This window comes from Dietzia sp. PP-33 (assembly GCF_033790845.1).
GTDB lineage: Bacteria > Actinomycetota > Actinomycetes > Mycobacteriales > Mycobacteriaceae > Dietzia.
The window spans coordinates 1-19,414 of the sequence record NZ_JAMYEI010000017.1 but is presented as its reverse complement, the minus strand read 5'-3'; the positions used below and the strand labels follow the sequence as shown (position 1 = coordinate 19,414).

Below are 19,414 nucleotides of genomic sequence, written 5' to 3'. Positions count from 1 at the left end.
ATGGATTCCGACTCCACACTTCCAGTGAACGAGAGCCCTTCCGCCCGGATCGAGAGTCTCGAATCGCGGTGTCAGGGTCTCGAGAACAAGGTTCACAGACTCGAGCGCCAGCTCGCAGCCCTTTCCCCGCTAGTCAAGGCGACCAAAGGCCTCCATTTCTGGGATTTCTCGGTCTACGAGGCGCGGCCGGACGCAAGCTGGCTCGCCGTCGACCGAGACGAGGCATCCGGTCTGTTGAGCGCACTTGCAGAGGTCGACCACTGGGAGCCGTGGGATACCCGTATAGAACCGAGGCCGCAGTCATGAAACCCATCGCGATCATCCGTCACGCTGCTGAGACCGGGCCAGGACGGCTCGCCGAGGTGGCGGATCGTAGGGGCCTCCCCACCGCTCTCTACGAGCTCCACCGCGGAGACTCCCTCCCCCCACTCGAGGAGGTCTCCGCAGTGGTCGCGCTCGGTGGTCCCCAGAGTGCCTACCGCGTTGATGAGCATCCGTATCTACTGGAGGAGGAGGATTACCTCCGCGGCGCAGTCGAGCAGCGCACGCCCGTGCTGGCGATTTGCCTCGGGTCACAGGTTCTGGCACGGGCCCTGGGTGGTGCCGCCGAACCTGGCGCAACCGGTTTGGAAGTCGGCGTGATCGACGTGGAGGCGCTTCCGGGGGGTCACGGATTCTCGGGTCGGTACCTCTCGTTTCACTCGGATGCCGCTGTTCCACCGCCTGATGCCGAGATCCTTGCGACCTCGGACCGATACATCCAGGCCTGGCGGATCGGCTCAGCGCTGGCGATCCAGTTCCATCCGGAGATGACCCTGGCTGGCATGGACACGCTGCTCCGGCTCGAAACCGAGAAGCTCGAAACGTACGGCATCGACGTCGCCGAAGTCCAGCGCGAAGTCCACGAGTACTTCGACCACGACTCGCACTTCGCATTCACCCTCCTCAACCAATGGTTCGACAGTTGGGGCGCCCCGTCGTCCCCGGTCGAACCCGTCACCTCACGTCCCACCCACTCCCTCACAAAGGAAACTCTCGATGACTAATACCGTGATCCGCCCCAGCGCAGCGAAGTTCATCGAGCGCCACGACCTCCACACGATGGAGCAACTCGACGCCGCCGAGCACTCCCGGATGCTCGTCAAGGAGCACGGCATCGAAGTGATCCGGCTGGTCTGGCCCGACCAGTACGGTCAGCTGCGTGGGAAGGCGCTCACCGTGCCCGCCTACTTCAGCGCACTCGAAGCGGGCAACGCGATCACGATGGCGCCGTTCTTCTTCGACACCGCCGATGCCATCGTGCTTAACCCCTTCAGCCCGGACGGCGGCTTCGACATCGACGGAGTCGGCGGCAGTCCGAACGTCACCATGGTTCCCGACCCGGGCACCTTCACCCTCGTGCCCTGGGCGTCGCGGACGGCGGTCGTGTTCGCCGATCTGTACATGACCGATGGCCGTCCCTTCCCCCTCGCGCCCAGGACGATCCTGAAGAAGGCGCTGGCTCAACTAGCCGAGAACAACCTCGCCATCAAGGTCGGGGTCGAGATGGAGTGGTACCTGACCCGAATCGTCGACGATCTGCTCGAATCGTGCTCGCTCGGTTCCCCGGGCACCCCGGCCGACCCCCCGAAGGTGGCCCCGGTCGCACGCGGCTACAACTACCTCCTCATCGACCATCTCGACGAGATCGAGGACGCCCTCAAGCCCATCCGTGATGCCACGCTGGCGATGGGATTGCCGCTCCGCTCTTTCGACGACGAGTGGGCGCCTAGCCAGGTGGAGACGACGTTCGACGTCCTCGAGGGGCTGCACGCCGCCGACGCCGCCGCGCTGTTCAAGATGACGGTCAAGCAGGTCGCTAAGAAGAACGGCTACCTGACCTCGTTCATGTCCACCCCCGCGATCGAGGGTTTCTACGCCAGCGGGTGGCACCTGCACACGTCCATCGTGGACGCAGGCAGCGGCCGTAACCTCATGGTTCCCGGCGAAGGAGAGCCCCTCTCCGAACTCGGACAGCACTACGTGGGCGGGACTCTCGCCCACGGCGCCGCGGCTTCGGTGTTCACCACGCAGACCATCAACGGCTACCGTCGCCGGCGTCCATACTCGCTGGCCCCGGATCGCATGACGTGGGCGTTCGACAACAGAGCTGCGATGATGCGAGTCATCAGCGCTCCCGGAGACCAGGCCTCGCACGTCGAGAACCGCGTCGGCGAGTCCTCGGCCAACCCTTATCTCTACCTGGCATCCCAGGTGGCGGCCGGCTACGACGGCATCGTCAACAGAACCTCTCCGGGGCCCCTCAGCGAGGATCCCTACAGCGCAGAGGTGCCCCAGCTCCCCACCTCCCTCGCCGAGGCCGTTGACGTCCTCGAGGCGGACAGCTTCTACAGGTCCGCTTTCGGCGACGTGTTCATCGATTACCTCGTGACGATGAAGCGAAGTGAGGTGTCCCGGTACGAGGCGTGGGTCGCCGAGAACCCGGACGAGTCCACCTACGTGAACGGCGTCACCGACTGGGAGCACCGCGAGTACTTCACCCAGTTCTGACCGATACCGACCGCGTGCGGGGGCGCCCACCGCCCTAGGGCGCCCCCGCCGCACCACTCTCCGAGGGTTACTGCAATGCCAAGAATCAATTTCACCGTCCCCGACGGGTCCATTCAGACTGTGGAGGCCAACGAGGGCTCGTCCGTCATGGAGACCGGCGTCCGATTTGGGGTTCCCGGCATCGTCGCCGAATGCGGTGGAGCACTCGCGTGCGCCACCTGTCACGTCTACGTCGACGACGAGTTCCTCTCAGCCGTGGGCGGGCCGGACGACTTCGAGGACGAGATGCTTGACGACGCGGAGAGCCCGAGGGCGGGGAACAGCCGTCTGTCCTGCCAGATCCGTATGTCACCGAGTCTCGACGGACTCTCGGTGACGGTGGCACCGGAACAATGACACCCGGATCTGCGCAGGACCGGTCAACCGGAGTCCTGGTGGTTGGCGCTGGAGAGGCGGGCGTGAACCTGGCGCTGGCGCTTCGCGGCGGCGGGTACGAGCCCGCCATCCTGGTGGTGGGGAACGAACCGGACCCTCCATACAATCGGCCTCCCTTGTCCAAGGACTTTCTCAACTCCCTGGTCACGGAGGAGGACCTGAGCCTTCGGGAACCTCAGCTGTACCGCGAGCAGAGGATCGATGTCCTTTCCGGGACCGAGATCGTCGCGCTTGAAGTGGGTGACGCTGGCAGCGGCTCAGCCGAAACCACGGAGGGGTTCATCCATTTCGATCGTGTGGTTCTGGCCACCGGCGCGCGTGCGCGTGAACTGCCTGTACCCGGAGCCCAGCTCGACGGCGTTCATTACCTCCGGGATCTCACCGATGCCCGCCGGCTACGGCACGACCTGGACAGGGCCGAGCGGGTCGTCGTCATAGGCGCAGGATTCATCGGCCTCGAGGCGGCCGCGGTTGTCAACGCCCGCGGGATCCCCGTGACCGTTGTCGGGAGGGAGGAGCGAGTGCTCGAGAGAGTCGGCTCAGCACCACTCTCCGAGTACCTGGTCGCCGCACACGAAAGCGCCGGCGTCGACTTTGTCATGGGCGCGCAGGTGAGTGAGTTGACCGGGGCGGAGGGACGCGTGACGGGCGTCAGGCTCGCCGACGGGCGCACCTTGGCCGCGGACCTGGTGATCGCGGGGATCGGTGCGGTCCCCAATATCGAACTCGCGCGTTCGATCGGCCTCACCTGCGAAGGGGGCATCGTCGTGGACCGACGTTGCCGTACCAGCAACCCCCACGTCCTCGCGATCGGTGACTGTACGACAACGGCCCATCCACACCGTCCGGATTCACTGTTGGCGCTTGAATCGGTTCAGAGCGCGATCAACCAGGCCAAGGTCGCCGCCATGGAACTTATCGGCGGGGAGGAAGCCGGTGAGAACGTCCCATGGTTCTGGTCGAATCAGGCGAGTCTGAAAATACAGATTGCGGGTGTATCGCACGGTTACGAGCAGGCCGTGGTCAGGACCTCGGAGAAGGATTCCGGACTCACCGTTCTCTACTATCTCGATGGACAGCTCATCGCTGGTGACTGCGTCAATCGACCGTCAGAGTTCTTAGCGATCAAACGCGCCCTCGCCAAGAATATGACGATCGATCCCTCTCTGGCCGTAGACGTTGCTACTCCCCTGAAGAAACTCGTCTCGCCACGTAAGGGTTAGCCCCGCTGATTCATGGAGTGTGAGGACGGCTTCTGCCGGGTGACGGTGGGTGCGATTGCGTCTATGGGCGTGCGGGAGCGCCGGCTGGCGCTGCCGGTGGCGGGTCTCCGGGTGGTGCTGTCGTGGGCGGGCAGGTGAGGTCAGGCCGGTTTGGGGATCGCGGCGATCGTGCTGAACACGGCGACGATAGCGACCGCCCAGGGCCACGTTTCGGGGATTTTCACTCTTCGTCGTCGCCCGCTGCGGGCCAGTCGGGCCGCGGCGTGGAGGAAGCGGTAGCGCAGCGCCTTGGGCTCGCACAACGCCAGGACTGCGGCGTCGCCGGTACAGGCCAGCATCCGAGTCCAGGCCACGAGGTCAGCGGCGAGCATCACCGCCACCAGCCACGCCTGGTTGAGGGCGAACTCCCGGGAGGGAAGCCGGCCGAGCCCGGTGTCTTTGGCGTGTCGGATCCGGTCCTCCACTCGGGCGTGAGCCCGGTGCCTGGCCTCGAGGAATTGGAGCTGGCCGGTGGCGGTGTTGGTGACGAACGCCTGGTAGCGCCACCCGTCGATCTCCTCGAACATCGATAGCTGGGCGCCCGGGTGGGGCCGCTCGCGGCGGACGATCACCCGCATCCCCGCCGGCCACTTGGCGAGCAGCCCGGGGGCGAGGAATCCGGTCAGTTCGGCAACCTCGGCCCCGTCGCGAATGTCGCCCGACGGGTTCAATGCCGGCCCCCACGCTTCCTCGGGGCAGGTCGCGATGGCCCGTCGCAACGGGCCGGTGATGGAGAATCCGACCGAGTACTCCACCCGTCGACCACGGACGCGGTTCTGCTCGGTGACCCAGTTCAGCAGGTCATGGGAGGCGCCGGCGCCGTCGGAGCGGATCAGCAGATCACGTCGATGGTTGGCGGGGACCTGGGCGATCGCCTGGCCCAGGACGTCGATGTGGTCGGCGGCGGTGTTCGACCCGGCGTTGCCCGGCCGCAGGCTCGCCGCGAGGAACTCGGTCGTGTTGTCGCACCACACGCCGATCGGGTGGTAGCCGAAGGTGCGCTTGTACGTCGGCGCAGCAAGCTCTTTCTCGCTGTGGGTGACCACGATGGTGGCGTCCACATCAAGCACGATTGTGGCTCCCAGGTCCCGGCCCGCACACTTGGATGCGGGCACTCCGCCGGGCAGGTGGGACCACACATGCCGCCGCGTGCGGGCTCGCGCCACCTGGATCTTCTTGCGCTTGCCGGCGGTGACCTCGTCCAGAGTGCGCCACACCGTCGGTGCCGACGCCACCGGGCCCAGAGCGTCAGATTGGTGGCGCAGGACGCCGATGTCGGAGATGGACTCGCCGCCATCTGTGAGCATCACCGCGAGGTCGATCAAGACCCGGCCACGGTCATGGACTGGGATGAACCGTCTGCGAGTCATGGCCTTCGACAGTTCGGCGGTCAGCCCCACTCGATCCGCCAGAAGGCGTGGCGCGATGGCTCCGGCGTGGGAGATCACCCCGACACCATCAGCAGTAACGGACAGGCCAGACGACCACGACGTACGCTTCACCTACCGAGTGCTTTCTGTGTGGGGACATGGAACCTTCGACAAGTCCCAGTTTCCCCTGTTCAGGAAGCACTTCGGTCTATTTTCGCCCGGCAATCCTCAGATCCCCGTGAACTACCGGGGTTAGACGCCGATTCTCGCTTGGTTTTGCGGAACCCTCGGCTGCGCCTTCGAGGAAGTCATGCTCGCCGGTGAGGCGCCTCACAGGTTGCTGGGTCACCGGTGGGGGAACCCTATCCGGAAGACTGAGGTGGGGCAGCGGTGAAAAGGTCACGCTCCGCATGGACCTGGGGGTATCTGGAAGACCCGCTAGAAGAAGAGAAATGCGTGACCCGGACGCCAGCTTGTCATAAGGTCTAGTTATCGGAGGGCCGAAGCTGAAGCCGCTCCTCTCTCTTCACGGTTTTGGTCGAGACGCCGAGGTGCTGGCTTTTCGGCTGCACTAATTAGTGGACAATCCATCCGCGACCCGGAACGGCGCGTCAGTGGCGGCCTCGATCTGCGCGAGGGTCACCCCGTCGACGAGCTCGATAAGGGCCAGGCCGTCGTCGTCACGGTCGAACACGCCAAGCTCGGTGATGATCCGGTTCACGCACCCGAGGCCCGTCAGGGGCAGCGTGATCTCGGGGACGATTTTCGACGAGCCGTCCTTGGCAACCTGGTCCATCACCACGATGATCCGGCGGGCGCCCACCACGAGGTCCATCGCGCCGCCCATGCCCTTGACCATCGCGCCGGGCACCATCCAGTTGGCGATGTCCCCGGCCGGGTTGACCTGCATGGCACCGAGGATCGCCACGTCGATCTTGCCGGACCGGATCATCCCGAAGCTCATGGCGGAGTCGAAGATCGACGAGCCCGGCAGGGTCGTCACGGTCTCCTTGCCGGCGTTGATCAGGTCCGAGTCCATATCGTCCGGATGCGGGTAGGGGCCGATGCCCAGCAACCCGTTCTCGGACTGCAGGGTGACGTTGATCCCCTCTGGCATGTAGTTGGGCACCAGGGTCGGCAGCCCGATCCCGAGGTTGACGTACTGCCCGTCCGCGAGCTCCAGGGCCGCGCGGGCGGCCATGGCCTTGCGGTCGCGTCTGTTCCGGCTCATCAGCGCTGTCCTTCCGACGGCGGGTTGGTGGTCATCTTCTCGATCCACTTGGTCTGCTCGACCTGCTCCGGGCTCAGTCCCACCAGGCGGTGGACGAAGATCCCGGGAAGGTGGATGTCGTCGGGGGCCAGTTCGCCCACCTCGACGATCTTTTCGGCCTCCACGATGCACACCCGGCCGGCCATCGCGGCCAGCGGCGAGAAGTTGCGGGAGGTGAGGTTGAACCGCAGGTTCCCGCTGCGGTCGGCTACCGCGGCGCGCACGAGCGAGTAGTCGGCCTCGATGGCCTGCTCGAGGACGTACGTCTTGCCGCGGATCTCGCGGGTCTCTTTGGGCGGCGAGGCCACCGCGACTCCACCGGTGGAGTCGTATCGCCACGGCATCCCGCCGTCGGCCACGTAGGTGCCGACGCCGGTGCGGGTGTAAAATGCCCCGATGCCGGACCCGCCCGCGCGCATCCGCTCGGCGATCGTGCCCTGCGGGGTGAGCTCCACCTCGAGCTCGCCGGACAGGTACTGCCGTGCGAACTCCTTGTTTTCCCCCACATAGGAGGAAACGATCCGGCGCAGCTTGCCGCTCTCCAGCAGGATGCCGAGGCCCTTGCCGTCGACGCCCGCGTTGTTAGAGAACACCTCGAAGTTCCCCACGTCGCGGGCGGCGAGCGCCTCGATGACGATCTGGGGGATCCCGCACAGGCCGAACCCGCCGGCGGCGATCGATGCCCCCGCGGGGATGTCCGCGACGGCCTGCGCCGCGGTCAGGATCTTGCTGGACATTATTCTCCTAAGTAGTCGATCGCCAGGGCGAGGTAGGTAGGTGCCGTCGGACTTTCTGAAACCGTGAGTCAACCTCGGACTGTGTGGTGATCTCCTGATCAGCCAGTTGTGGCACGTAGTTCGAAGCGGGCCTTCAGGTCGGTGCCTGCCGCTGAGCCACGGGTGAGTACCGCTGGTCCAGCTCAGGAGTTCTCCTGCATAGACCGCGAATGTAGCGGCGAGGTCGTTGGTCTCAGGGGCGAGGCACGGGGCGCTCGATTCCGCGAGATGCCTATGGGCTGCCAGGTTGTTCAGCGCCTAGACGAGGTCGAAGAGCCGTGAGAGATGCTGCGCCATGAGCTCCCGTGCGAGCTCCGCGTCCTGGCGACGCACCGCGTTGTAGATCAGCTGGTGGTCGTGATCGAACTTCTCGTGCTTGTGGGCCTGTTCGACAAGGTGTGCCAGACTCTCCGGCCCGATCAGTAGTGGCCGCAACAATCCACTGATGACCCCATTTCCGACCGAAGCCGCCAGACGCCGATGAAACCCGTGCTCGATCGTGCGCATCCCGTCCAGGGCTCCATCCGCCTGCGTCACCCCCTGCATGGCCACCTTGAGAGCCCGCAAGTCCTCGTCAGTCCGCCGTGCGGCCGCTAACGCGGCGATCTGGGGCTCGAGAAGAGCACGGGCCTCCATGATGTCGCGGGGCGCTGGGTCACCACCGAAGAGGACGTGCGAGAACCTTTGGATGGAGTCGTCCGGAAGGCCGTCGTTGACATACACTCCCGAGCCGGGTCTGGCAACGACCAGGCCGATCATCTGGAGTGAGCTGAGAGCCTGCCGGACCGTGCTGCGAGAAACGGCGAACTCCTCGGCGAGTTCCCGCTCGGACGGCAACGCTTGCCCCACCCGGTAGACGCCGTCCGATACTCGTACGGCTATCTGTTCACGCACCGCCTCGTGCGCGGCCAAAATTCGGCGATTCGTGACATCCATCGCGATCTACCTTCCACTGCTGCTCAGCTCGCACTGACCTCGAGAGCAAGCCCGGAACGGACGAAGCGTCCGCTGGGATCGAAGGCCCGGGTGGTGGTCTCCGACAGGAGGACATCCACTCCGTCTCCGCGGACCGGAACGAACCCGAGGGAGCCCTCGATCCGGGCGGTGACGCGCAGATCGCCCTGATGGAGGAAGTACTCGGTGAAGTTACCGGCAAACGCGACATCGTCAACCGTCCATCCGGACAACCGGGTGACAGGACCACCAGGCTGCGCCTGGTCCACCGGACACAGCGCGACATCCTCCGGACGGAAGCGGAGCGTCAAGGTTTCCCCTTCCAGCACCAGGTTGGAGTGTCCGACAACCTGCCCCCCACTCACCAGGCCACCGTCACCACCCTTGAGAGTGACAGAGTTGGTCATGCCCATGAAGTCGGCGACCCAATTCGTCGCCGGCTCGCGGTGCACACTCTCCGGCTCACCCAGCTGGATGAGCTCGCCGGTGTTGAGGACGGCGATCTTGTCACCGACCGTCAGACCCTCCTCCTGGTCGTGGGTGACGTAGACGCCGGTGAAATTGAGCTGGGTGTGTAACTCGCGGATCGCCATCCTGAGGTCACCGCGCAGACGGGCGTCGAGATTGCTCAGCGGTTCGTCGAACAGGAGAACCGACGGCCGGGCCACCACCGCGCGGGCTAGCGCGATCCGCTGCTGCTGGCCACCGCTCAACTCGCCCGGGTATCGCCCGAGCAGCGCCGAGCAGGACACCATTTCCGCGGCCTGTTCCGCCCACTTCTCCCTCAAGGCGGTCTTCATCCGCCGAGCCCGGAGGGGAAACTGGATGTTCTCCAAAACGGTCATGTGCGGCCACAGCGCATAGCTCTGGAACACCATGCCGAGGGAGCGCCGGTCCGGCGCCAGATCGACACGTCTGTCGCTGTCGAAGAATGTCTGACCATCAACCTCGATGATCCCGCGAGTCGGCGACTCCAGACCTGCCAGACACCGCAGCAGCGTGCTCTTGCCGCAGCCGCTAGGTCCGAGCAGTACCAGCATCTCGCCCTGCTCGACCTTGAGATCCAGGTCGCCGATGGCCGTGACGTGCCCGCCGAACGTCTTGTTCAAGCCCCGGACGTTAACTCCGCTCATGATTTTCAGCCTTTCAGGATCGCATTGGTCACCGAGGACTTCGGCTTCTTCTTTTCATGACGCCGGCTGCCAGTGAAGGCATACGACAGCGCGACGAGCGCACCGGTGATCGCACACATCGTTAGAGCGACCACAGCGACAGAGGGGTAGGCGCCCTGCGACCAGTACCGGAGCAGGAGCGTCCCCATCACCTCGGTGCTGGTGGATCGCACCATCACCGATGCGCCGAATTCGTGGGTCAGGATGGACAGACACAGTGCGACAGACGCCGCGATCGCGGGCCGGAGCAGCGGCACCGTGATCCGCGCATGGGTTCGCAGTGCAGAAGCACCATGGACTCGAGCTGAATCCTGCAGACTCGACCCCGCGGACAGCATTGCGGAGGACTGCATTTTCGCCACATGCGGGATCATGATCGTGATGTACGCGAGGATCAGCGCGGCCCCGGTGCCGTATAGCACGATCGGGCCACTCGAGTAGGTGAACAGAATGCCGGCGCCGAACAGGACGCCGGGCATCACCAGAGGCACGCTGGTCAGCAGATCGACGGTCGTCCGGAGCCTGGGTGGGATCCTCGACGACCCCGAGAGCGCGACCGCGATCATGAAGCCCAGGGGCACCACGATCAATACCGCGACAAGGGAGTAACCGACGGAGTTGCCGACGGCCCTGCCGAGGTCCGGGTCGTTGAATACCGTGCTGAAGTTCGCCAGGGTGGCGGTGTCCGCCGTGATCACTGCGCCCGAGTAGTAGTCCGCGAGCGCGACGTTGAGCAGACCGAACAGCGGGAGAATCAGGGCGACCACGATGTATACGAGGATGGGGATCGCCGGCCACGACCGGGTCTTGGATGACGAACGGTGGCCTCGCGAGCTCAGGGTCTCGTAACGCGAACTGTGTTTGAGAGCTCGGCGCTGGACGTAGATGAGGAGCGCACCGATCAGGACCAGCGGAGAGCCGTATGCAGCCGCGAGGCCGTAGTCGACCGGGTAGGACTGCGCTGCCTGGTACATCTCCGTGGTCAGAACGGTGACGTTCTGGTCGCGGCCGAGCAGGAGCGGGGCGGTGAATTGCCCCAAGCCGAGCAGCAGGACGATCGAGGAAGAATAGACGAGGGAGGGACGCAGCAGCGGCAGGATCACCTTGGCCCACACGCGAACTGAACGCGCGCCGTTCGCCTCGGCCGCCTCGATGAGTGCGCCGTCGATTCCGCGCAGGGCGGTGAGGATGAAGAGGTAGACAAAGGGGATCAGCAATGTCCCAGTGATGAAGATGATCCAGAAGCGCGAGTACACGTCGATCGGCCCGCTCGCGAGGTGGTCCCACCATGGCGCTTTACGCAGAAACTGGTTGATGTAACCAGTCTGCGGAGACAACAGGAACGACCAGCTGGTCACTAGCGCCAGTCCTGGCACCGACAACGGCACGATCGGGAGCACAGACAACCAGGCCAGGCGTTTCGGTAGCTGCCAGGCGCAGCCCGCGAGAAAGGTGCCGCAAACTAAGGCCACCAGCACAGAGCCGACACCGAGCAACACGGTGTTAAACATCGTGGCTCCCAGCCAGGGGCTGTCGAGCATGTCGCGGTAGGCCTGCCCGCCGTCTAGCAGGGCTTTTGCCTGCACGCTGATCAGCGGGACCAGCACGAGGACGACGAGGACGGCGACGAGGCCGATCCACACCCCGCTTCGCGGGATTCTGCGCGGGGGACTGTCGTGACCTCGTGTCGAAACATCGTGATCAGCCGACCCCGCGGACGGCTGCGTGTTGAGCAAAGTCATTGTTGGGCCTCGGATTCCTTTCTGGCTGGAGGGCCGCCGGCGCGAGTCTTCATGACGCGCAGGCGGCCCTTGGTAGCTCGGCAGCGGAAGTCAGCCGCGGAAGAGCTTCGTCCAGTTGGCGCGATAGTCCTTAAGGAATGCCGGGTCGTCCAACTCCGGCAACGGCACGGCCATGGCCTCGATGTCACCGTTCGGGTTGTCGACGTCCGTCCGGACCGTCGAGTACCCGGTCGTGGCGGTGACGGCCTGCCCCTCCTCCGAGAACAGGAAGTCCACGAGGACCTGGGCGGCGTTGGGGTTGGTCGCCCAGCTGGCGATCGCGACGTTGGCGTTGACGCCCGACTTGGCATCCAGATCGGTGGCGTTGATGCCGTCGATCGGGGCGCCCTTTTCCTTGAGCGCCTCGTACACGGTCGACACCGAGTAGATCCCGGCCTTGACCTCGCCCGCGGCCACGGCGTTGGTCAGAGGAACCACTGATTCGAACAGTCGCGGGTTCATGTCCGCCAGTGCTGCGAGCGATTCGCTCTCCGACGGGTCGCTGGAATCCGGACCATCGAGCGCGCGCTGGATGGCCAGGTAGTAACCCGCCACCACGTCGCCGTACATGTCCGGAACCGCGATCTGACCACGGAATTCGTCCGCACGGTCGATGAGGTCGGCGTAGCTCTCGATCGGTTCGGAGACCTTGTCCGTGTTCCACACGACCGTGAACGATCCGGAGGAGAACGGGGCGTACCAGCGGTCGACCGCCAGACCCGGATGGTCCTGGAAGACGGTCTCGGAGAGTTCCTCGAAGGCCGGGGACTGGATCTCCGCCAGCTGGCCGTCGGCGAGGACCTGGTCGAGATAACCGTGCGTCGAGGTGTGGATCACATCGGCCCCGGGAGACCCGGTGCCGCGCTCGGTATCCACCCGGGGCCCGAGTTCGCTGCTGTTCATGCGCACGAAGGTGGCGTTGATCTCCGGGTACTGCTCCTCGAACGCCGACTCAAGCTTCTTCATCGACGGCTCGTCCATGCCGGTGTACCAGGTCACCTCGCCCTCCTGGTTAGCGAGATTCACGATTTCTTCCCAGCTGCCGCCTATGGCCTGGCTGGTGGGTTCAGCATTACCCCCACTGCAGCCGGCAAGGGGCAATACGGCGGCAGCGGCCACAGCGATCCAACATCTGGTTTTCAACATGGTTCCCATTTCTTCCGAGCCAACGGCTGGCATACGACGAGCGAGGGGATGGTCGGGATGCCTGGCGTGTCTGCGCAGCTTCACATCCGAGCGGTTGCTTAGTTTCTAAGCACGTGGTTAGTCTGTGTCCTCGATCACAAAGTGTCAAGGGCTGCGGCCAACAATTCTTTTTCGGCGCCTCACCCAGACGAGGATGCTGGGCCTAGGAGAGGATTCGACCATGGACGAGCTACTTCGGCAGTTGCCACGCTTCGATGCCCCCACGGGTCACGCGATCAAGCCGTCCCGTGCCGCCGCGCGGGTACGGGCCGCGGCCGTCGAAGCCTTCAGTGAGCTGGGATTTCACGGGACCACTACCCGCGAGATCGCCGCGCGTCTCGAGCTCAGCACGGCCGCCATCTACCCGCACTACAGTTCGAAACAGAGCCTGCTGTACGACATCGTTCTTGAGGCTCATGCGGCGGCGTACGCCTCCCTCACTGCGCTTCCGCTGGCAGGGTCCCTGACGGCGCGGGAGCGCTTGGAAGCGGCTACGGCTGCACTGTCGATGTGGCATGCCAGGAACAGCATGCTCGCCAGGGTCGCCAACTTTGAGATGCGAGCCTTGAGCGCGGAGCAGCTGGAACATATTCACGCGCTCCGGCGACGTACGTCCGCGTTCTTTCGCGCCATCATCGAGGAGGGCGGTGTACGGGGCGAGTTCCGGTCCGACGGTGCGTCCGCGATCACCCAGCTCATCACCTCGATGTGCGTGGACGTATGCCGCTGGTATCCGTCCAAGACCCACAACGACGTCGATGCACTCGGCGCGTTCTACGCGGACGCCGCTGTGCGGATCGTCATTAACGACGATCCGGGCGGGCGGATTTCTGCCCTCCCCGCCCCGGGCGACCGCGACTAATTGGTTGGACCAGTTGTAAACATCCCCCACGAGTTGGGGCGCCCGAATCCTCGGACGCCCCAACTATTCGATCTTTGCGCTTCGACGCTTATGCGGGATCTCGCGGATGTGCCGCGAGTGGGTGGACCACCAGGTCGTACCAGGGGTACATCGGTAGGGATTCGAGCGCGGCGTGCAGGGCGGTCGCATCGGTGACATCCCAGAGCGTCCACGAACCGCGCTGCCCCGGGACGCGCCAGATCCGCCGGAGCCGGCCCTCCTCACACAGTTCCTGTGCCCGCGCACCCTCAGCGGTGAGGATGCCCTGACGCCGCTCCGGATCCATGTCGTGTGGCAGGTGCTGCCTGCCCCGGACGAGAAACTCCACTACTTCGCCCCGCTCGGCTCGGCGGCCTTCGCGGCCTTGGTCTTCAACGCGCCCGGGTACTTGATCGGGTCACCGTCGAACGCCTTGCTGAGGGTCAGTACCCGACCGTTCGTCGAGATGGTCTCGTCGGTGTGGGCCTTCAACGCGTCGATGTCGTCACGGGCGTGGAGGAACCTGCCGGACAGGGCGTCGAGCTCCCCGTTGGCGATCACGTCGACGAACTCGGCGACCCGCTCGATCGGGGTCCACGTGCTGGCCGGCGCATCGGTGATGCTCGGACCGATGATGTCGGTCTTTACACGTCCCGGGCTGAGTTCGAAGACCCGGACCCCCGTGCCTTCGAGTCCCACGTCGATCGTCTCCGTGAGGCGGGTCAGACCCGCCTTCGATGCGGCGTACGCGGTCTCGATCGGGATGGCCGTGATGTTGCGCAGGCTCCCGATGTTGATGATCCGCCCCTCCTCTTGAGCGAGCATCCGGGGCAGGGCTTCGCGCATCATCAGCATGGGACCGCGCAGGTTGACCTCGATCACGCGCCACCACTCGTCGATGCCGGCCTCCCACAGGGGCTGCTCTCGGTCCTCACCGATCCCGGCGTTGTTCACTACCAGATCGACCCGCCCGTAGGTGGAATCGATGTGGTTGAACAGGTCCGCGACCTGGTCCGGGTCGGCCACGTCGGTCAATCGACCATCGATCTCGAGGCCGGCTTCCCGGGCCCGCTGTTGACTCGCCTCGAGATTGCGGGCGGACGTGGCGATCACCACGACCTTCCACCCGCGGGTGGCGAGATGAGTCGAGATCTCCTGACCGATGCCCCGGCTGCCACCGGTGATCACTGCGACGCGGTTACTCATGCCCGGCCCCCGGTCGCGGTTGCGGCGGCGAAGTCCTGCCGACCGGGATCACGCGGGTGATCGGCCAGCGGATGGATCTCGATGTCGAAGTAGGGGTAGAGGGGCAGGGACTCCAGGGCATCCTGCAGTGCGGTCGCGTCGGTCGCCTCCCAGAGCGTCCACACCGCGCGCCGACCCGGGACCCGCCACTGGCGGAGGAAGGTTCCCTCAGCCGCGAGCTCGGCTCCGCGCGCGATCTCGCGGGCCTTCATCGCATCGAGCTCATCCGGTGCCAGTGAGGCCGGGACGTTCAGTTGACCTTTGAGAAGAAATTCCATGTCACTCTCCTGTTCGGTGTTACTTCTGGTGGTTGGTGTTCACTCACTCGCCGAGAGCGAGAAGATGAATTCGCTGGTGACCCGGTGGAAGTCCGAGGCCGCTTCAGCGAAGGCGTAGTGACCGACGCCGTCGATCTGGTGGAAGGTCGAGCCGGGCACCAGGTCGTGCATCTGGCGCATTCCCGCGGCGGTGCACGCGGGATCGAGCTCGCCTGCCACCATGAGCGTGGGAAGGGTCAGATTCCGAAGCGAGGGCTGCGAGTCGTACTCCGTGATCGCCCGCATGGAGGCGAGAAACGCCTCTGTCCTCATCTGGCCGACGACGTCGCGCACCCGTGAGACCAACGGCCCCGCGGCGCCCGGGCCCATCATCGTGGTGAGCAAGCCGCCCGCGTACTCGGCGACTGACAAGCCCTGCTCGGTGATCGGTTTGACCCGCTCGGCCAGGTAATTCTCCTTGTCCTCGTCGCTCCGGTTGACGAAGCCCGCCGAGGACGCGGACAGGATGAGCCCGTCCAGCAGCTCGCCGGTGAGGGCCGGGAGTCGAGGTGCGATGAGTCCGCCCATGGAATGCCCCAGGACGATGTTGTTCTCCGTCGCCTCGCGGCGCACCATGGTCGCCGCGTACTCCGCCAGGAGCGGGACGCTGAACCTGTCCGGAACCGGTTCAGGACCGTAACCGGGGCAGGTCCAGGCCACCACGCGCAGCCCGTCGGACACGTAGCGGGCGATCGCGTCGTCGAAGTACCGGCTGTCGCCGTAGGCGCCGTGCAGCATGAAGAGCGTCGTCCGCCCTTCACCGTGGACCCGGTAGTCGGGCACCCGGTCGGTACCGGGGTAGTCGGTGGTCATGAGATCGCCTTTCTTCCTGATCGGATCCCGCTCGTCGCCATCCACGACGCGACCTGATCGGCCAGCGACTCGGGTGCCTCGGCGGGGAGCATGTGGGCCGTTTCCGGGATCTCGACGAAGTCGAGATCGTGGCGCAGGGCGTAGGCACGTTGGGCGTCGGTCGGCACCACCCGGTCGTGCTCGGCGGCCACGACCAGGACGGGGACCCCCTCCGGGGTCCAGTCTGTCCGGTCCGGCCGGTCTACTAGCGCGAGATTGTGCGCGCGGTACCGCTCCGGACCGTAGGCCCTGACACCACGTAGGCGTTCCGCCCGTACGGTCGGGTCGTGGGCGCGTTCCCCGTGGAACACCACCGCGGTGCCCGCCATCGCCATCGCCTCGAATTCACCGTCTCGGGCGCGCTCGGCCTTGGCCCGACGCTGGCGCCCCGCCTCGTCGTCGTCGGCATCGGTCGGCGCGTTCACCAGCACCAGGCCGGACAACAAGTCCGGGTGCCTGTCGGCCACCGCCATGGCCACGGCGCCACCGAAGGAGTGGCCGACGAGTACGACACCGGGCGACACCTCGCACGCGATGGCCTCGACGATCCCGTCCAGGCTGTCCAGCGCCGGCAGGTCGATGGCACGTGCACTCAGACCCCGGCCCTCGAGGGCCCGGATGGTGCCGTCCCAGACGCGAGCGTCGTTGTTGAGGCCCGGGAGGAGAAGGACGTCGGTCATGACAGCGAAGTCACCCGCCCCTCCCCGTGGATCCGGTCGCCCTCGACCCAGCATCCGTGAGTTCCCACGGAGATCCGCTCCGGGAGGATCACCCGGCAGATCGGGCCGGCGGCCATGTCGTTGAGCCGGAAGATGACGGCTTCCGACTGGTCGGCCCGCATGTCGGTGACGAAGGTGATGCCGTACCCGTCGTCCTCCGCCTCCCCGGCGCCGAGGCGCCGCGCGATGGCGGGTTCGCTTCCGAACCGCCCCTCCCCGAACATCAATTTCTCGGTGGCACCGTTGACCACGTCGTATCGCTTGATCCCACTCAGGAGCCACTCGCCCGGGATGAAAAGGGCGTTGTAGCTGTAGCGGTAGGGCTTGCCGAGGATGTCGTTACTGACCACCGGAAATTCGGTCACCTCGTCGTCGAGCGAGTGCTCGCGCACTTCGCCGGTCACCATGTTGAACATCCAGCGGTACATGTGCGACCCGGTCGCGGTGGCGTCGACGTTCCGTCGGATCCGGGCGTAGATGTCGTGCGCGTCGCCGCCGATGGGCGGCTTGACGAGGTGCTCCCAGATGCAGCCGTCCTGCACCACCCAGTCGCCGTCCTCGTAACAGTTGGACAGGTGCATGACCCATGCCGGCTTGGTCTCGAACCAGCGCACGTCGGCGGACGTGCCGAACCGGGGGATGATTCCGAATCTCGCTGGGACGTCCGAGTGGAACGACCCCTTTCGGACTCCCTGCGTCAGTAGTTCCGGATCGAAGAAGTACGGCAGGTCGTGCAGGATCGAGTAGTTTTTCGTGACCCCGATGTCGTGGGGCCAGCGCGCCCCGGGAAGTTCGATCGGGACGTAGTGGACCAGGTTGTCCTCTTTGTTGACCACTCCGTAGTTCATGTACGGGGGCTTCTCGGGGTAGTTGAAGAAGATCATGTCCCCGGTGTCGTTATCCACCTTGTAGTGCGAGGCCATCCCGTCGGGAACGAGCCGGGCCCACTGCTTGTTGGGGCCGTGGGTCTCCAGGGTGGTGGGGCTGAGGCACCAGGGTTCGGACCCCTGGGACATGGTGGCGTAGAGCCGCCCCGCGTGGGCCTTGACGTCGGTTCCGGCGTTGTCCTTCATCGTGCCCATCGAGCCCCACCCGCGCCTGGAGTACTGCTCGGGGTGGAGTATCCCGGGCCAGAGCGACTCACGCGCGCCCTGCTCGGCGAGGAACCCGGTGGTGCGAACGAACGAGTTGCGGTACTCGCAGGTACCGTCGCGGAACCGGATGGCGTGCAGCATCCCGTCGCCGTCGAAGGGGTGGTAGACCCCCTTCGGCATCAGGGCCTGGTTGTGGGTGTTGCGGACGTAGATGCCGTCGAGGTCCTCGGGGATCTCGCCGATCACGGTCAGCTCGTCACCGCTGACCGCATACTCCCGCCGTTGCGGACGCCACGGGCCCCGGAGCCAGGGGTTCTCGGCACTGTCGTCCTCGGGGACGTTGACGAACAGTGTGTCGTTCACGTCATACATCTGGAAACCACCTCATTGGTCGGTATCGGTCTCGCCGCCGAGCGCCCGGATGACACCGTCTGCCACCCGGTCGATCCAGCTCGACGAATCGGGACGCGCTTTGCTGAGAGAAAGGCTGTAGAAGGCGCCGACGAGAAACGCCACGCCGAGGTCGATGTCGGCGTCGGGGGGAAGGGCGCCGGTCTCGACACCCTTCTCCAGCACGGCCCGGATAGAGCGGCGCCGCGGACGCATCAGGTGCTCGCGGTAGAGCTCGAGGATCTCGGGATGGTGAACCCTCTCCACCAGGGCGGTGCCGAGGAGCCCGAGGTAGTTCTGCTTGAGGAATCCGTCGCGCATCGACGCCGCGATCAGCCGGAGGTCCGCCCTGAGGTCGCCTGACGGCTCCACCCGGCCTGTCGTGATGACGCTCTCCACCGCTGCGATCGCGAGTTCCGCCTTCGACGCCCACCGCCGGTACACGGTCGGCCTCGTCACGCCGGCATCCCGCGCCACGTCCTCGATCGTCATCCGTTCGAAGCCGTCCGACGCCAGACGGTGCCGGGCCGCGGCCAGGACACGTTCGTCTACGCCTTCTCCTCGGGGACGACCGGGCCCATTGGGTTCTGCCATCAGCAGGCCTCCTCTAGCTCGTGATCTCTGTCACAGCATTACATTACGTTACCGACAAGTCAACTAATTATCTGAACCTGCCGGCACGTGGCCGCAGAGAGGTTTGCGCCGAGCCGGTAGGCGGCACATCGCAACGTGCTTAGGCGCGGGTGCTGAGCCGGGATCGTCAAAGCTCGCCGCGGGTCGTTCGCAATCCGGGATCACCCCGGCAACGGCGCAGATGGCGCGAGGGTCGCTTGGGGGAGAACTGAGTTCCGCACGGGTCGCGGCCATGAGCAGTGGTCTCCATGGCATCGCCAGTGGACCGAGAACGCCACTCGGTACCCGGAGCAGCGACTAAATGCCAGCCAGCACGCGGGTTGCGGTCAGCCCGGACTCGAACGGCCTTCGGCCGACGCGAGCGGGGGTCGAGGTTGCGGAACCTACAAGCTCGGCATCGTTTACTGGTCAGGTGTCGGGTTCTGTGGTGTCGGGTTCCTGGTGGAGTTCGGGGTAGGCGCTCCAGGAGACGCCGCTGATGAATGCGTGGCGTTCGGTTGTCTGAGCTCTGTATCCGAATTGGGTTGCC

General features: G+C 65.4%; 20 protein-coding genes. 6 read left to right on the top strand and 14 right to left on the bottom strand.

Annotated features, from left to right (window positions below):
- The 5 genes from NJE57_RS19140 (at position 1) to NJE57_RS19120 (ending at position 4,208) form a co-directional block, all read left to right on the top strand.
- Positions 1–306, top strand: coding sequence for a hypothetical protein (locus NJE57_RS19140; protein ID WP_187701174.1), 306 nt, complete (start codon positions 1–3; stop codon positions 304–306).
- Positions 303–1,046, top strand: coding sequence for a type 1 glutamine amidotransferase (locus tag NJE57_RS19135; RefSeq protein ID WP_182640221.1), 744 nt, complete (start codon positions 303–305; stop codon positions 1,044–1,046). The genes NJE57_RS19140 and NJE57_RS19135 overlap by 4 nt, the downstream gene beginning before the upstream one ends.
- Positions 1,039–2,550: a glutamine synthetase family protein gene (locus tag NJE57_RS19130; RefSeq protein ID WP_319030106.1), complete on the top strand. Its 1,512-nt coding sequence runs from the start codon at positions 1,039–1,041 to the stop codon at positions 2,548–2,550. Before NJE57_RS19135 ends, NJE57_RS19130 begins: the two co-directional genes overlap by 8 nt.
- A gap of 75 nt (positions 2,551–2,625) precedes the next feature.
- Positions 2,626–2,946, top strand: a complete 321-nt coding sequence (locus NJE57_RS19125; protein WP_319030105.1) for a 2Fe-2S iron-sulfur cluster-binding protein — start codon at positions 2,626–2,628, stop codon at positions 2,944–2,946.
- The gene (locus tag NJE57_RS19120) at positions 2,943–4,208 is read left to right on the top strand and encodes an NAD(P)/FAD-dependent oxidoreductase (RefSeq protein ID WP_319030104.1); all 1,266 of its coding nucleotides are present in this window, start codon (positions 2,943–2,945) and stop codon (positions 4,206–4,208) included. Before NJE57_RS19125 ends, NJE57_RS19120 begins: the two co-directional genes overlap by 4 nt.
- Positions 4,209–4,348: 140 nt before the next feature.
- Here NJE57_RS19120 and NJE57_RS19115 read toward each other — a convergent pair whose 3' ends face one another.
- The 7 genes from NJE57_RS19115 to NJE57_RS19085 all read right to left on the bottom strand — a co-directional run bounded on the left by NJE57_RS19115 (position 4,349) and on the right by NJE57_RS19085 (position 12,596).
- A complete protein-coding gene (locus tag NJE57_RS19115; protein ID WP_304814472.1) occupies positions 4,349–5,749 on the bottom strand; it encodes an IS1380 family transposase in 1,401 nt (466 codons plus the stop codon).
- 439 nt (positions 5,750–6,188) lie between these two features.
- The gene (locus NJE57_RS19110) at positions 6,189–6,848 is read right to left on the bottom strand and encodes a 3-oxoacid CoA-transferase subunit B (RefSeq protein ID WP_319030103.1); all 660 of its coding nucleotides are present in this window, start codon (positions 6,846–6,848) and stop codon (positions 6,189–6,191) included.
- Positions 6,848–7,624: a CoA transferase subunit A gene (locus NJE57_RS19105; protein WP_319030102.1), complete on the bottom strand. Its 777-nt coding sequence runs from the start codon at positions 7,622–7,624 to the stop codon at positions 6,848–6,850. Before NJE57_RS19105 ends, NJE57_RS19110 begins: the two co-directional genes overlap by 1 nt.
- A gap of 297 nt (positions 7,625–7,921) precedes the next feature.
- Positions 7,922–8,599 (bottom strand): FadR/GntR family transcriptional regulator, encoded by a 678-nt coding sequence (locus NJE57_RS19100; RefSeq protein ID WP_319030101.1) that lies wholly within the window; start codon positions 8,597–8,599, stop codon positions 7,922–7,924.
- A 23-nt stretch (positions 8,600–8,622) separates the two neighbouring features.
- Positions 8,623–9,750 (bottom strand): ABC transporter ATP-binding protein, encoded by a 1,128-nt coding sequence (locus NJE57_RS19095; protein ID WP_319030100.1) that lies wholly within the window; start codon positions 9,748–9,750, stop codon positions 8,623–8,625.
- 5 nt (positions 9,751–9,755) lie between these two features.
- Positions 9,756–11,432 (bottom strand): iron ABC transporter permease, encoded by a 1,677-nt coding sequence (locus NJE57_RS19090; protein WP_319030099.1) that lies wholly within the window; start codon positions 11,430–11,432, stop codon positions 9,756–9,758.
- A gap of 189 nt (positions 11,433–11,621) precedes the next feature.
- Positions 11,622–12,596: an ABC transporter substrate-binding protein gene (locus tag NJE57_RS19085; protein WP_319030098.1), complete on the bottom strand. Its 975-nt coding sequence runs from the start codon at positions 12,594–12,596 to the stop codon at positions 11,622–11,624.
- Between the two features lie 340 nt (positions 12,597–12,936).
- Here NJE57_RS19085 and NJE57_RS19080 point away from each other — a divergent pair, with 340 nt between their 5' ends.
- Complete coding sequence (locus NJE57_RS19080; protein ID WP_319030097.1) at positions 12,937–13,617, top strand: TetR/AcrR family transcriptional regulator; 681 nt, start codon at positions 12,937–12,939, stop codon at positions 13,615–13,617.
- A gap of 88 nt (positions 13,618–13,705) precedes the next feature.
- Here NJE57_RS19080 and NJE57_RS19075 read toward each other — a convergent pair whose 3' ends face one another.
- From NJE57_RS19075 to NJE57_RS19045, 7 genes are read right to left on the bottom strand one after another with little or no spacing between them, the layout of a single operon-like run.
- Positions 13,706–13,984, bottom strand: a complete 279-nt coding sequence (locus NJE57_RS19075) for a muconolactone Delta-isomerase family protein (RefSeq protein ID WP_319030096.1) — start codon at positions 13,982–13,984, stop codon at positions 13,706–13,708.
- On the bottom strand, positions 13,984–14,841 hold the full coding sequence (locus NJE57_RS19070; RefSeq protein ID WP_319030095.1) for an SDR family oxidoreductase: 858 nt from the start codon (positions 14,839–14,841) through the stop codon (positions 13,984–13,986). The genes NJE57_RS19075 and NJE57_RS19070 overlap by 1 nt, the downstream gene beginning before the upstream one ends.
- On the bottom strand, positions 14,838–15,158 hold the full coding sequence (locus NJE57_RS19065; protein ID WP_319030094.1) for a muconolactone Delta-isomerase family protein: 321 nt from the start codon (positions 15,156–15,158) through the stop codon (positions 14,838–14,840). The genes NJE57_RS19070 and NJE57_RS19065 overlap by 4 nt, the downstream gene beginning before the upstream one ends.
- 39 nt (positions 15,159–15,197) lie before the next feature.
- Complete coding sequence (locus NJE57_RS19060; RefSeq protein WP_319030093.1) at positions 15,198–16,010, bottom strand: alpha/beta hydrolase; 813 nt, start codon at positions 16,008–16,010, stop codon at positions 15,198–15,200.
- Positions 16,007–16,729, bottom strand: coding sequence for an alpha/beta hydrolase (locus NJE57_RS19055; protein WP_319030092.1), 723 nt, complete (start codon positions 16,727–16,729; stop codon positions 16,007–16,009). The genes NJE57_RS19060 and NJE57_RS19055 overlap by 4 nt, the downstream gene beginning before the upstream one ends.
- Positions 16,726–18,234 carry a carotenoid oxygenase family protein gene (locus NJE57_RS19050; RefSeq protein ID WP_319030091.1) on the bottom strand — a complete coding sequence of 503 codons (1,509 nt, stop codon included), beginning with the start codon at positions 18,232–18,234 and terminating at the stop codon, positions 16,726–16,728. Before NJE57_RS19050 ends, NJE57_RS19055 begins: the two co-directional genes overlap by 4 nt.
- Before the next feature lie 12 nt (positions 18,235–18,246).
- Positions 18,247–18,846 (bottom strand): TetR/AcrR family transcriptional regulator, encoded by a 600-nt coding sequence (locus tag NJE57_RS19045; RefSeq protein WP_319030090.1) that lies wholly within the window; start codon positions 18,844–18,846, stop codon positions 18,247–18,249.
- Positions 18,847–19,414 lie beyond the last annotated feature (568 nt).

Excerpts from the sequence above, each read along its gene's own strand:
- NJE57_RS19080 (WP_319030097.1), top strand. The coding sequence starts at position 12,937 with ATGGACGAGCTACTTCGGCAGTTGCCACGCTTCGATGCCCCCACGGGT.
- NJE57_RS19110 (WP_319030103.1), bottom strand. The coding sequence starts at position 6,848 with ATGAGCCGGAACAGACGCGACCGCAAGGCCATGGCCGCCCGCGCGGCC.
- NJE57_RS19105 (WP_319030102.1), bottom strand. The coding sequence starts at position 7,624 with ATGTCCAGCAAGATCCTGACCGCGGCGCAGGCCGTCGCGGACATCCCC.
- NJE57_RS19070 (WP_319030095.1), bottom strand. The coding sequence starts at position 14,841 with ATGAGTAACCGCGTCGCAGTGATCACCGGTGGCAGCCGGGGCATCGGT.
- NJE57_RS19060 (WP_319030093.1), bottom strand. The coding sequence starts at position 16,010 with ATGACCACCGACTACCCCGGTACCGACCGGGTGCCCGACTACCGGGTC.
- NJE57_RS19125 (WP_319030105.1), top strand. The coding sequence starts at position 2,626 with ATGCCAAGAATCAATTTCACCGTCCCCGACGGGTCCATTCAGACTGTG.
- NJE57_RS19055 (WP_319030092.1), bottom strand. The coding sequence starts at position 16,729 with ATGACCGACGTCCTTCTCCTCCCGGGCCTCAACAACGACGCTCGCGTC.
- NJE57_RS19050 (WP_319030091.1), bottom strand. The coding sequence starts at position 18,234 with ATGTATGACGTGAACGACACACTGTTCGTCAACGTCCCCGAGGACGAC.
- NJE57_RS19120 (WP_319030104.1), top strand. The coding sequence starts at position 2,943 with ATGACACCCGGATCTGCGCAGGACCGGTCAACCGGAGTCCTGGTGGTT.
- NJE57_RS19045 (WP_319030090.1), bottom strand. The coding sequence starts at position 18,846 with ATGGCAGAACCCAATGGGCCCGGTCGTCCCCGAGGAGAAGGCGTAGAC.
- NJE57_RS19140 (WP_187701174.1), top strand. The coding sequence starts at position 1 with ATGGATTCCGACTCCACACTTCCAGTGAACGAGAGCCCTTCCGCCCGG.
- NJE57_RS19130 (WP_319030106.1), top strand. The coding sequence starts at position 1,039 with ATGACTAATACCGTGATCCGCCCCAGCGCAGCGAAGTTCATCGAGCGC.
- NJE57_RS19095 (WP_319030100.1), bottom strand. The coding sequence starts at position 9,750 with ATGAGCGGAGTTAACGTCCGGGGCTTGAACAAGACGTTCGGCGGGCAC.
- NJE57_RS19100 (WP_319030101.1), bottom strand. The coding sequence starts at position 8,599 with ATGGATGTCACGAATCGCCGAATTTTGGCCGCGCACGAGGCGGTGCGT.
- NJE57_RS19135 (WP_182640221.1), top strand. The coding sequence starts at position 303 with ATGAAACCCATCGCGATCATCCGTCACGCTGCTGAGACCGGGCCAGGA.
- NJE57_RS19065 (WP_319030094.1), bottom strand. The coding sequence starts at position 15,158 with ATGGAATTTCTTCTCAAAGGTCAACTGAACGTCCCGGCCTCACTGGCA.